Annotated in this window: 10 protein-coding genes; 8 read left to right on the top strand and 2 right to left on the bottom strand. The window is 36.1% G+C overall.

Annotated elements, in window-relative coordinates:
• The first annotated feature begins 22 nt into the window (after positions 1-22).
• From RFX69_RS03340 to RFX69_RS03330, 3 genes are all read left to right on the top strand, one after another.
• Positions 23-1,975: a hypothetical protein gene (locus RFX69_RS03340; protein ID WP_023187842.1), complete on the top strand. Its 1,953-nt coding sequence runs from the start codon at positions 23-25 to the stop codon at positions 1,973-1,975.
• Complete coding sequence (locus RFX69_RS03335; protein WP_023187841.1) at positions 1,975-3,486, top strand: hypothetical protein; 1,512 nt, start codon at positions 1,975-1,977, stop codon at positions 3,484-3,486. Before RFX69_RS03340 ends, RFX69_RS03335 begins: the two co-directional genes overlap by 1 nt.
• A gap of 75 nt (positions 3,487-3,561) precedes the next feature.
• A complete protein-coding gene (locus RFX69_RS03330) occupies positions 3,562-7,392 on the top strand; it encodes a DEAD/DEAH box helicase family protein (protein ID WP_023187840.1) in 3,831 nt (1,276 codons plus the stop codon).
• 98 nt (positions 7,393-7,490) lie between these two features.
• Here RFX69_RS03330 and RFX69_RS03325 read toward each other — a convergent pair whose 3' ends face one another.
• Positions 7,491-8,552: a hypothetical protein gene (locus tag RFX69_RS03325; protein WP_309168634.1), complete on the bottom strand. Its 1,062-nt coding sequence runs from the start codon at positions 8,550-8,552 to the stop codon at positions 7,491-7,493.
• A 203-nt stretch (positions 8,553-8,755) separates the two neighbouring features.
• Here RFX69_RS03325 and RFX69_RS03320 point away from each other — a divergent pair, with 203 nt between their 5' ends.
• From RFX69_RS03320 to RFX69_RS03300, 5 genes are all read left to right on the top strand, one after another.
• Complete coding sequence (locus RFX69_RS03320) at positions 8,756-9,568, top strand: hypothetical protein (RefSeq protein WP_006581950.1); 813 nt, start codon at positions 8,756-8,758, stop codon at positions 9,566-9,568.
• Positions 9,568-10,263, top strand: a complete 696-nt coding sequence (locus tag RFX69_RS03315) for a hypothetical protein (RefSeq protein ID WP_000627461.1) — start codon at positions 9,568-9,570, stop codon at positions 10,261-10,263. Before RFX69_RS03320 ends, RFX69_RS03315 begins: the two co-directional genes overlap by 1 nt.
• Complete coding sequence (locus tag RFX69_RS03310) at positions 10,256-10,474, top strand: hypothetical protein (RefSeq protein ID WP_000887468.1); 219 nt, start codon at positions 10,256-10,258, stop codon at positions 10,472-10,474. The genes RFX69_RS03315 and RFX69_RS03310 overlap by 8 nt, the downstream gene beginning before the upstream one ends.
• A gap of 123 nt (positions 10,475-10,597) precedes the next feature.
• Positions 10,598-10,876 carry a holin gene (locus tag RFX69_RS03305; RefSeq protein ID WP_001279705.1) on the top strand — a complete coding sequence of 93 codons (279 nt, stop codon included), beginning with the start codon at positions 10,598-10,600 and terminating at the stop codon, positions 10,874-10,876.
• Positions 10,873-11,643: a TIGR02594 family protein gene (locus RFX69_RS03300; protein ID WP_000668596.1), complete on the top strand. Its 771-nt coding sequence runs from the start codon at positions 10,873-10,875 to the stop codon at positions 11,641-11,643. Before RFX69_RS03305 ends, RFX69_RS03300 begins: the two co-directional genes overlap by 4 nt.
• A 249-nt stretch (positions 11,644-11,892) precedes the next feature.
• Here the strand turns inward: RFX69_RS03300 and RFX69_RS03295 are convergent, their stop codons facing one another.
• A complete protein-coding gene (locus tag RFX69_RS03295) occupies positions 11,893-12,690 on the bottom strand; it encodes a hypothetical protein (RefSeq protein WP_000682731.1) in 798 nt (265 codons plus the stop codon).
• Positions 12,691-12,844: the final 154 nt, after the last annotated feature.

Below are 12,844 nucleotides of genomic sequence, written 5' to 3'. Positions count from 1 at the left end.
AAACTAAAATGAGGATAACTCCGTGAGTGTTAAATCAATTTTCATTCAAACACACGCACCACATCAAAGCCGATTAGTACATGGTTTTGACTCTATGGTGAATAGTGGTGCTTGTTCAATTGGGTTTATTAAGGGTGATTACCGTCAAATTAATGCTTTAGTCACTGAAGATTACACGGAAAATGATTTCTGGCGTGTTGTAAATTTAAAAGGTAAAAAGGGTGGGATAGATGCGTTTGATTCTGTTGCGGTATTAGGCGCTATCGATGACCAGCATGCAGCTGATTTAGCGATACTGCAATTTGGCCGAATGTTTGATGCTTGTGTTACAGATGTTATTGAAACAAATCAATTTGGACTTAAGCGCCATTTATCTTCACAACAATTTAATTTGACGGGTTCAAAACCGATTCAAAGATGGCAACTAGAACAATTACAAAATGTTGTCGCAGCTGAAAAACCTGAATGGGATGGAATCAATTTAATTTCTCATGAGGGTGATACTTCTAAGTTGTTATTAGATATGCAACGAAATGATGATCACAGCCAATTATTAAGTAAATTTGATGGGTTACCTACGCTTTTATCTAGTCTAGGCGTAGAAGAAGCGCATTATGACTCTATTATCGTTGATTACCAGCATTTAGAGCAGCTATCTGCAATTTTGCATCACTCTATGGATCAGTTTTCAAAAACTGGCGTCAAAATCGTTAACGTTACGGAAAGTAAGCCCTTTAAGCATAAAAAAGTCCTTCAAATTGCTCTTACTTATGATTTTGATGATGGTCAAAACTTCACAATCCTTTTTCATAAGCCAGATCGATTATCAAAAAAAATTAGTCCAGCAGATGCATTAATTTCATGGAAGATTTTAATGAACAATCGGGATATTACGGCTGCAATTCAGCCTAATCAGGGAGAAGGAATATCAATTCCAGTTCTCGCTGGTCGAATTATGAAGTTGATTAACCAAAATAGTAATCGTTTTAAGCGGTTACAATCTAAAAAAGCAGAAAAGGCCAAGGCTTTAGCAGATGCTGAACTACGTCTCGAGCAAAAACAAAGTCAATTAAATTCTTTAAGTGTAGAAATTTCCAATTTATTAAATGAATTGGATCAGTTGCAAAATACATTGTTAACCAAGCAATCTGAAGAAAATGAAGTAATCATTAAAGAGAATAGTCTCGATAATGAGTTACCAGATAGTATTTCTGATGAAGAAGCCGAACGTTTAAAAGCCGACTTAAAGCGTTTAAATGCTGATCCTGAATGGGCAGGTGAAGATGGTTTACGTTACCAAGCATTCTTTGAACGTATCAATAAGGCTCTAGAGGGGGGTTCTGATGCAGTAGTTTGGGCACGTGAATGGATTTCTGATCTAGATGACCAGGCTTTGGCTCAACAGCAAGCAGAATTAGAAGCAAAAAAACTTATTGATGCCGAAAATGAAGCTAAACAAAAAAGAGATGAAGAAGTATTAGCAGCACGTACAGCTGGTATAGCTGAAAACAAAATGATGCAAGCATGGTTAGACACTTTGGAAAATCCTGAAGATTCTAACAACATAGACTTTATGGCTTGGGTTTCAGATCGCCGTGGTGAATTCTTAAAAAACTGGAATGGTGCCGAAGGTTCACCAGAATATTTAACAGCATTTTATGAATATTCAAGAGCATGGGCAGATGAACATTTAGCGGATCGCCTCAGAAATAAAGAGCCAGCCCAAAATTCAGATAATGAAGAATTTAAAGAACTAAATGCTCCGACAGAAGTTGAAGATCTTCAGCCTAGTACGACAAATGATGAAGGTAATCAACTTTACCGTTCAGTAATTGAAGGGCAGGTTAAAGTTAATCTTGAGTTATTAGAGCAAATTCGAGATGAAGCAGAAAAAGACTTAAATGATCCACTTCTTATTCCAGCGGTGACAGAGCTCTTGAATCAAGTACAAAAAATGGAAGCGGAGAATATCTAATGACAACATTAAATCTAATTTCTACTCAAGATATTGCTAAAAATCCATTAGTTGTAATTGATCAAATGATCAGCTTCTTTAAACCTAAACAGCCCTTCACTGGGCTTTTGAAGGGTAGAACTAATAATGTGAAAACAGCCAAAGGACAAAAGATTTCTACTGTATTCGCTTTAGTTGATATTGATCAAGTCATTGCATCTCATACAGCAACTGGTGCGGAAAACCCTAATTATCCGCAAGAATTGCAGCCACGAGATCGTAGTCGTGAATCCTCACAAGCATGGGTACAGAAAACTGCTAATGATTTAGATCCCGAAAGCCTAGGCCGCTCAGGTCGTGCAGATACGGGAGCACCGATTACTGGTGATGATTTAGTGGTTGAATCAGGAAATGGCCGAACAATGGCAATCAAGCTTGCCTATGATCGCGGTTCCGCAGATGAGTATAAACAATGGTTGATTGATGAAGCTGATTACTTTGGCTTTAGTAGTGAGCAGGTCCAAGCAATAGCTCAACCGATTTTGATACGTATTCGTACAACCGAGATTGATAGAGCTCAATTTGCAATAGATGCTAACCAAGATGATAAGTTGTCTTTTACAGCAACTGAACGTGCTAAAGCTGATGCTAAACGTTTAGATGAGAATTTACTGGCACTTTTTAATCCGAGTGAAGATGGCGATTTATTAGCAGTAAGTAATCAAAAGTTTATTCAAGGTTTTTTAAGTAAATTAGGTGATACAGAAGCTGCCCAGTACACAACGAAAGATAAAAAACCAACACAAGCACTGATAAACAGAATCAAGGCCGCAATTTTTAGTAAAGCGTACAATGATGATCGTTTGCTAGAAATGATGGCTGATCATACAAAACCAGATCTTCAAAATATGCTTAATGCGCTTGGTGTTGCTGCCCCTAAATTTATTGAAGCGCAAGCCATAAGTCGTGGAAATGTTCAAGATATATCAGATCAAATCGTTGATGGAATGGAGCAAGCCATTGATCAACGTGTTGCTAATGCAATTATTGATGCAGCAAATACAATTTTATCTGCAAAGCAAAATGATCAAGATATTGTTGAGTTTGTAAAGCAGCAAGGGCTTTTTGAGGATCTAGGAGAAGGTGTTGCTGAGCTCGCCGTATTTCTCGCCAAGAATAGCCGCAGTTCAAAAAAAATGAGTATGTTATTTAAAGCTTTAGCTGAATTTGCAGAGAAACAAGCTTTAGATAGCAGCAATGTAGGATTGTTTGGTGAACCTGAACCAGTAAGTGTAAAAGATGCTCTCCAATATGCACAACAAGTGCTTGGTGATGATTTCATTAGTGTGCAAATGTACGATTCATTGGTTGATTCCAGCAGTTCAAGTAGCCCTAAAATAATTCGATTAACGAAAGAGGGAGCTGAACGTTTCCACAGTGCTTTGAAAGCTAAAATTGATCAAAGTAATGACAAAGAAAATCATGAAGGGAACAAAATTAATGACATTCTTTTCGAAGAATTAGATGTTTAGATCTGGAACCTACTAAAAATTAGATACTTACGATCATTCAACATAGGAATGTAAAGTTCCTATGTTGAGGGATATATGTCCATTTTAAAGCTCAAACCAATCACTAAAGACACAGTATTGGTTGCGATTTATTACATGATTGATTTCATGCATTATCAGAGCAATATTGCTCGATTTTTCCTTCTTATAATCCATAAGCAAATAGAACTTAACTTGTCTGTAGCAAAGCAAGCTTTAGCTTTTGCCCGTCAAGAAAGTGACTTTCCAAAATTGGATGAAGTTATTGAAGTCTTATATAACGAGGCTATCAAAAACATTGATGAATCAGTTATCCAACACCTTAATAACAGTTCCAGAAATGTTATTGAACAGCTAGAGACTATTGTCAGTCTTTTTGCTTGCGATAAAGAGCTGAAGCCATACACCACTAAAAAGAATAAAACATTACAGGTTATTGGTCTTAAAGGCATCAAATTAACCAAAGCTAAAGAGTTTGACCCCTATGCCTTTTATTATCAGGGTGAAATTCTTGTACGCTCAAAACATCTTAAAGCTATTCCAGACTCTCTTCTTTCAGAAGATCAGCAACTTGTAAAAGGATTATTCTTACATGTATCAAATACCAATTCAGATGTGGAATCAGTTGGCGAATTTCGTCTCAGATCCAGAGGACCAATTGTTTCTACAACTGGATCAGGAAAAGATGAACTTGAGGCTTCAGAAGCAGTCAGAAATGATGGAGAAGTTGGGGTACTCAGAGACAGTAATACTGGCTTACCAAAAAGTGATGATGCAAGTTTACTTGGCGGCCGAAATCCTAGAAATGAATCTTCAAATGGAGATAGTGGAACCAGTGCTAACCGGATTAACAGCAGCGGAAGCAGTGAACTATCTGGTAAGAGATCATCTCTTAAACGAGCAAGAGATCGATCAATTGTACAATCTGCTAAATCAGTTAGAGCTGCCATAGATGAAAAGCTTGAAGCTCAATTAAAAGCAGATAATGTAGAAACAATTTGGAGCGATGCTTCAAATATTGACGCAGCTTTGCCATATCTGCAACTGGCACAACGTGGTGATGTTTTAAAAACTGAAAAGCGGTTAATTGAGGAAAATAAGAAGGGTATTCTTTTTACTAACGGCACTGGTACAGGTAAAACCTTTACTGGGCTTGGAGTGGCAAAGCGTTTTATTAATGCTGGTCTCAAGAATATTTTGATTGTTACCTTGAATGATAAGATTGCAAATGACTTTGTAAAAAGCTCAAGTCCGTTGAATATCAAAGCTTACAAATTAAAAAGTATTAAAGATAACGGCGGTAATGAACACACAGTCGTGGTCACAACCTTTGCTAATTTTGGACAAAATAAAAGTTTAGTTCACAAACATTGGGACCTGATATTAATTGATGAGGCACATACTCTATCGCAATCATCCGATGGTAAAGCAACTGCAGCATTAAACAAACTAAGAGCATTAACCGGGCATTTGCATGGTTTTAGTGAATGGTTTGAAGATAAATTTGCTGATCAGATGCCAATTGAAGAGCTCGATGAAGATGGTAAAGAAACAGAACAATACCTAAGTGCTTATAACAAAATGCAGATCCTTCGAAATGAACAACGAAAGATCTGGAATTTGAATTGGAAACACCAGAAAAGTAAGGTCAAAGTTGTTTTCTTATCTGCTACGCCATTTAGTTATCACTTTTCACTTGATTGGGCGGAAGGCTATTTATTTGATTATATGTCTCCTTCAGTATCTGTTGATGACCAAGGTAATTTAGCTGAAGGCTTTAGTAAGGCTCGAGAGCACTTCTATATGGGAAATCTTGGATATCGAAAGCGATATGGTAAGTTGACCCGACCTGAAGCTAAGGTAGATACAGGAGTACTTGAAAGACAGTTCGCTGAAAATCTTAAAAACACTGGTGCTATGTCTGGGCGGGATTTAGAAGTAAATTTTGACTATGATCGTAAATTCATTCTAATTGGCTCTCGTGTTGGTGAACTTATTGATGAAGGTTTAACTTATCTTCGCAATGGTTATAAAGAAATAGAAGGGCACAAAACAAGAACTTTTGAAGAATGGGCTGCTCAGACTGGTAAACCAACAACAGGCTGGGGACGTCATGCATCTATGCAAGAATATGATCGGCTATTTACTGGCAACCGATTTAAAAAAATATACGAAATTATTGCAAAACGCTTTGATTACTTAGCAAGACGCCGTTTGTTAGAAGCTATTAAAGCTGAAGCTTGTGTTGATATGGTGAAAAAGCACTTAGCATTAGGTCGTAAAGTAGTAATTTTTCATGACTATAACGAGGGCGGTGGTTTTGCACCTTTCTTGATTAGTAAGCTTGATATCGAAAAATATGAAAGCCCACTTAGAGAAGATATTGAGCTTGAATATAATGCATTCAAAGAAAATAGACCGGATCTAGTAAATCTCAATCTTGATTATGATTCACCTGTTGAAACTTTAAAGAATGCATTTCCTAATGCTCTTTTATTTAATGGCCGTCTTTCAAAGCAACAACGTGAAACTAATGTAGCGTTATTTAATACTGATGATAGCGGGCACGATATTCTCATTCTGCAGTCAGATGCTGGTTCTACTGGGATTAGCTTGCATGATACAACTGGTAAACACCAGCGAGTACTCATTAATATTGGTCAACCAACAAAGCCAGCCAAGTTGAGACAGACGGAAGGGCGTATCTATCGAACCGGACAAGCATCAAATGCTATTCAGAGATACTTGACTACTGGTACTGCATGGGAACGGGCTGCATTTGCAGACACGATTGCTGGACGCGCAGAAACAGTAGATAACTTTGCAAAAGGTGCTGATGCTGTAGTAAGTATCAAAGAAGCGTTAATTCAGGCTTATGAAGAAGCTAAATATGAAGAGCCAAGTCTAAATGATGGTATTGGCGGTAAAGCATATGATGAAGAAAATGCCCGTATTGCTAAGTTAACCCCATTTGATCAAGCACTAACATTCTACTATGCCAAAGGCAAACGTTCTGAAAGTCGTAATAACCGCGAAGGTAAGGAATGGTATGCAACGCCTGAACCTCTAGGATTCAAAATGATTGAATGGGCAGGGGTACACACTGGCGATTCTGTGCTTGAGCCTAGTGCTGGTGATGGAGCTATTGGTCGTTTTGTTCCGCAGGATGTAGAGTTGACAATGATTGAACCGACTGAGTCTTTAGCTAGTCGTGCTCAAATGGCAAATACAGGTGCTAAAGTAATTGTTGATACATTCGAATCTTTAGAATCATTGAATAAGTACCATGCGATTGTGATGAATCCGCCATTTGGTCATGCTGGCACTTTGGCAATTCAACATATCAAGAAGGCTTTTGGTCATCTTTATGATGGTGGTCGGATTGTGGCCTTGGTACCACGTGGTTCAATGGATTCTAAAGTGGACGAATTTATTGAAAGCACACCTGGTGCAATTCTGACAGCTGAAATCTGGTTACCTCAATCAACCTTTAAAAATGCTGGTACCGCCGTTTCAACTCGCATCATCATTATTGAAAAACATGCAGGCTCTAATGATGTTCCAATAACACGAGAATTAGACTTTACGCACCTTACAAGTGTTGAAGACCTCTTTTCAGAAATTCGTGATATCGCAATGCCTCCTAGAAAACTACGTATTGATGAGCAGCTTGCTAAGTACCAACTATATGTCAGAACTGAACGTAGCAAGTATGTATTCAATGGCGACGGCGTGGATAAACCTCAGATTAAGAATATCATGCTCAAATTCTGGGGTTCAGAAGTAAATGAGTTTGATGAGATTGTTATGCCATATAACAAGTCTGCTGAAATTATTAAGAAGATTGATGAATTTGAGCAAGAGAATAATATTAATCTAGCTGCTTAATATAAGTAATAAAAATACGCTCTTGATGAGCGTATTTTTTATGGATTGTTGGATACAGCAAAATTAAATTTATAAATATTATGTCTTTGAATTTCTCTTTATTTGGGAAACATTGAACTTACACGTGCACCTATTAAACTTCGTGAAAGTAAAAATTTACCACTAATTCTTTCAATAATATTCCCGGCTTTATCCAAACTGAAATGAGCAATTTTAGGATGGTTAAATAAAAATTTAGGAATTGGATATTTAGCATGAGGATTATGAAAAATATACATACCATCAAAGATCGATTCAGAATATTCTTCTTTAGGAATACCTTGACGGATATCTGGGGTTAACGTTTCCTCATTTACTTCATCCATAGTGTAAAGCGCATTAAAATATGTATATTTATTTGCTTCAGATAATTCAGCTAATGCTTGGACTTTCCCCCAGTTAGCATATGGATTATAAATTACGCCACTAATGTGCTCGTACTCCGAAGTTGTAAAAAAACCGAGTTGAATTGATGCTCCATTATCTTTCTCAATAAAATCCATTCTTTCTCTTGGAATATAGGAAAGTTCTTCTGAAACAGCCCTTTCTTCATTAAAATAAATTCCATAGAGGACTGCCATTAAACCGCGGTGTCCTATAAAATGGGAATGAGGACGATCAAAGGAATTAAGACCTAAAATAAAAGGTTTACCGATTACATGCGGGTATTTACAATAAGATCTTGTATATTTTTGAGATTTAGTGACAATAGAATTAGCAATTCTAATAATTGATTTCCTATTGAACTCTTTAAAGTCAATATCAAAATTTAAATAGTCTTCTGTAAAACCATAGGCTGGCTGCCCATCTTTTTCAGGATTTGCAATAGTCGCTTCAATACAAAAAGATGAACCATTTTTGTTGCACACAAAGTCAGGTGCATTATGTTTATAGTCTATATCAATATTTTCTGATTTCAGGATTTTATTTAGATATAATTCCATCAAAGAAGATTCAAAAGTAGTTTGGAATTCTTTTACAAATTTATTATCTCTATCTACAAATCCATCAGCCCAATCTAATATTACATTCCTTTCAGCATACATTGTTTCATTTGATAAAATTTTAAAAATATAATGTTGTTTTTCAGACTCAACAATTGGGGTGAATAAATCTAACATTTTTTATTTCTCAAACAATAGCATAAATAAATATTCGCATTTCCATCATACTAAAAAATTGCTCACAATCAACTTGATATTAAAATTAGTAATTATTGTATTTTCAATACTTTCTTATCAGTTTTTAATGCTGGAACTAAGCTAATAAGTGTCCATATTTTTTATTTAATAATAGCTTATTTGTTATGAATTAGTACTTAAACATGTCCAAAGCTTTAGCATATGCACCAGCTGTTAATACAGCTAAAACAAAGTTGCCCAGTACTGAATCAGATCCTTTCTATGGCTCAATTTCAAAGCATAAATATGCTGAATTCTCACTTTGTGATAAAGATGGTAACCCAGTAGCCTCACCAGTAATTCGTGCTTTGTTGACTGACGGTGATAAAAGTATTGAGAGCCAATGGCAAACTCCATTTGAAAATAGCAATCCAGAACTAAAGATGCCAATGTTGATGGCTAACTTGCAAACTGGGCAAATGCTTCAAGCTGCAGCAACGTTAGGTGAGAATTCACCATTCATTTCAGCATTAAGTGATATGGCATCAGGACCTTTAGCAACGGCTGAAAATGCACTTAAGAGCGTTGAAGGGCGAACAAATTTAACTAAAGTGAATACAACTCAAGTATTCCTATCTACATCATCAGTACGTCTTAATTTATCAATCTTTTTCTTGGCCTTTAGTGATGCAAAATCCGAAGTTGAAGACAAGATCATGCAGTTGGAGGCTTGGAGCGTACCAGTATCATTATCGTCTGATTCTACGCTGCAAAATGTCGTTAATGATTCAAATACAATCTTAGAAGGCTTGTTTTCAGGGGTTATCCCACCTTTCGTATCTCTCACTACTCATGGCAAAACTTATAAACCCTTTATTCTTGAAAGTGTTTCAGCACCAATAGTCGCGCCAATTGATGAAAAAGGTAACCGGTTAAGTTTAGCTGTCAATATTAGTTTAATGAGTCGAACTGCATGGGACTCAAAGGATATTTACTCATTATATGGAGGCAACTAATGATTACTTTTGATCCTGTGTACGTTGGTGAAAATACCTACCAAATGCAAGAGCTTAGTTTTGAGCAATGTCTCAAAATATCTATCATTGCTCCAAATTTTAATGAAAAAAGACTTTCAGCTTTTCTGAAATCAGCATTAGACAATGTGGATCCTTTACTTTTATCAATTCAGGAACGGTATTTATTGCTGCTTAAATATCTTGAAAAACAAAGTAATACTATGTTGGAGGTGAACACTGACTGGTCTAAAGTTTTCCTTCAATCAGAAAATAATTGGAAAACTGAAACTACTCAAAATGGAATTACAGTTAGACAGCTTATTGGAATGGAAGTGGAGTTCTTAGAGGCAAATTGTAAGAACGTCGCTGAATGGATTGCCTGCATGATGGCTTTTCAGTTGAGTTATTCTAATCATGAACACTTAGCTTTATTGCCGGATAGAACAAACCCTCAATTATTTGAAGAACAATTTAAGCAGCGGCTAGATTTCATTAAGAAAATGCCAGCTAGTGATTTTGATTTGTGCTATCAAGACTTTAATAATTTAAACAATGAGTTATTTACTCATTTACGGTTAAGCGTTGATAACCACGGTATTTTAGTGGAAAGAGGTGCAGATGACGCGCCTGCACGATTTCGCACCGCTTCCGTCTTTACAGGAATCATCAAAGAGTTGGACCGATCTTTTGCTTGATACTGCAAGTAGTATTTCTGAAAACTGCCCAATGCCTTTATCAGATGCTTTAAAAATGCCTTTGAGTTTTGAAAGTACTTACTTCAATTCATCAGCATGGGAAAACCGCAAGAAGTATTTAGAAAACGAAATTGAACGTCACAACGTATTCTTAAAATTAGGTCAAGAAGTCATTAAGGGATTAAATGCCCTAGCAAGTAGAGGCAGATAGTTTGCACATAGAAAAGTCTGAATAATTCGGGCTTTTTTTTCGTGCTTTGTGTTTGGAACCTTACTCCAATTAGAACAACAACACTTGCAAAAATAACCACAAATGAAACGTGGGGAATAGGTCATGTCTGATCATCAGGCAATTGAAGTCACTGTCACAACTTTTGCTAATAAAACTACTTTCTGGAGTGGTTTAGCAAGTGCTTTTGGTTCTTTAACTTCAATTAATTGGTTGAGCTATACAGGTGCAATTGTGGCTGTTGTTGGCCTATTCATTAGTTTCATTTTTCAGTGGAGACGTGATCGCAGAGAACGTAAAGAAAGTGAATTACGTGAAAAAGAAAGCGAGTTACGAATCAAAGTCTTAGAGCAAGATAGTTTACGAAAAAGGAAAGATGAATGAAGTTTATTGAAAATAATGCTTGGCAGTACCTTTCTGTCAAGCTACCGACAATTGGTGCATTCATCATGCTAATTTTGTTGCCAGCACTTCAATGGGGTGTTGATTATGAGGTTATCCCTGAAAAGTATCATGCATTTGTAACTGGTACTTTAATGCTTGGTCTTTCATGGATCGGTAAGAAAATTTCTCAGCCGCGACTTAATGGCCCTCAACTAACAGGCCAGTTAGTAGGAATCAACACTTTAATGAATATTCCTACACCGACAAAGCTTGATGAATTAGCTTGGATAGCTGAAGCAAAAAAACATATTGGTCTGCAAGAAATACCAGGTAAACAGCACAATCCAACTATTTTGAAATGGTTAAAAGAGCTTAAAGCTTGGTGGGCGGATGATGAAACTGCGTGGTGTGGAACTTTTGTTGCTCATTGCTTGAAAGCAGCAGGAATTGCTTATCCTAAGCATTGGTACCGTGCATTGGATTACGTGAATTACGGCGCAAAACTAACAAAACCTGCTTATGGTTGTGTTGCTATTAAAACCCGTAAAGGTGGAGGCCATGTTTGTTTTGTCGTAGGACGTGATAAGACCACTGGAAAACTTGTTTGTCTTGGTGGTAATCAATCAAATAAAGTGTGTTACGCACTCTATAGTGATTCAGATTTCCAAGAGTTCCGTTGGTATGGACGTACTCCTCAACCAGCAAGTAAGCGTTATACATTGCCACAATTAAAAGGCGTAACAGCTACTAGGGTTTTGGAAGCCTAATGAAGTTACTGTTACTGAGCTTTCTTTTATGTGGCTGTACGGCCCATACAATAAATAGCAACGTAAACGTATCTATTTGCGTTAAAGCACTTTAAAAAAAGCCCTGAATATTCAGGGCTTTTTTATTAATTATTTATTTCTGCATCGTAGACTGTTTTTAAAGAGGCTTTTAGAGCTTCATCATTTATACTATCAATGAATTTCCTCATTTTGAGTGTAGGTATTCGTTTAAAAGCCATTTGACGAGGGCTAATCATTTTTTGTAAGGTCAATTGAGTCAAGAACTTTAGCTTCAAGATCTTTATATATTTCACTTAGCTTTTTTATTAACTCAAATATATTATTAAAAGTATAAGATATATCTTCTTTCTCAAATTGTATAGGAAGATAGATATGCGTATTTAAAAGACCGACCTCTTCAGCATTTTTTTCACTTGGAAGTATATACTTTGGGAATGACCCCTTATTCAACATAAGTATACGCTCGGCATTACCCATTTCGCTATTAAATTTATCATAATATCGAATATATGATTTTTGAATGCGATTAAAGTTATCTACTAAATATACAAGATGATTCTGGTATTTTGCATAAACAACAAATATTTCATTTTGACTTTTATTAAGTCTATCAAGCATTTTAACATTCAGTTGTTTGCTATAAAACTCATCTCTTAAATCATTTGCTTTAAATGAATAATATTTTTCATAAAGTATTTTATAGTCTTTCACATTTTTCAAATTTTCTAGTATTTCTTCCATTTTATGAAGCTCGTCATAACTTTGGGCTAATAAATAACTAATTTCATTTACATGTTGTTTTTTTAAATCAAAAGAGGCTTGAAGTCTCCAATCATTGAATAAATATGTTGCTACAAAAGCAGCAAAGAATGCACCACATGCCCCAAGTATAGAGCCAAAAGCAGAAATATTATCTGCTGAAGCACTTAATACACTCTTCATTGTACAATATGTAAGAAGTGCAAGTGCATAAGCAACTACGCCCCATAATAAAACTGCTGATAAAGTTACTTTCCTATGTTTCATTAATCACCAACTGTTCCTAAAATAGAAATCATCTGTAGACCCGTCATCCGAGCCTTACTAATAATCTCGACGAGTTCATCATAAGTTAAATTTAAAAAATCTTCTTTTTAATTAGTTTATTAATGTATTCCAGTGATTGGTATTTTGGTAGGAA

Source organism: Acinetobacter sp. 148 (assembly GCF_031196675.1).
GTDB classification, from domain to species: Bacteria; Pseudomonadota; Gammaproteobacteria; order Pseudomonadales; family Moraxellaceae; genus Acinetobacter; species Acinetobacter baumannii.
This window is presented reverse-complemented; position numbering and strand designations above follow the sequence as displayed.

Coding starts and splice junctions, on each gene's coding strand:
- RFX69_RS03335 (WP_023187841.1), top strand. CDS start 1,975: ATGACAACATTAAATCTAATTTCTACTCAAGATATTGCTAAAAATCCA.
- RFX69_RS03330 (WP_023187840.1), top strand. CDS start 3,562: ATGTCCATTTTAAAGCTCAAACCAATCACTAAAGACACAGTATTGGTT.
- RFX69_RS03325 (WP_309168634.1), bottom strand. CDS start 8,552: ATGTTAGATTTATTCACCCCAATTGTTGAGTCTGAAAAACAACATTAT.
- RFX69_RS03320 (WP_006581950.1), top strand. CDS start 8,756: ATGTCCAAAGCTTTAGCATATGCACCAGCTGTTAATACAGCTAAAACA.
- RFX69_RS03315 (WP_000627461.1), top strand. CDS start 9,568: ATGATTACTTTTGATCCTGTGTACGTTGGTGAAAATACCTACCAAATG.
- RFX69_RS03305 (WP_001279705.1), top strand. CDS start 10,598: ATGTCTGATCATCAGGCAATTGAAGTCACTGTCACAACTTTTGCTAAT.
- RFX69_RS03300 (WP_000668596.1), top strand. CDS start 10,873: ATGAAGTTTATTGAAAATAATGCTTGGCAGTACCTTTCTGTCAAGCTA.
- RFX69_RS03295 (WP_000682731.1), bottom strand. CDS start 12,690: ATGAAACATAGGAAAGTAACTTTATCAGCAGTTTTATTATGGGGCGTA.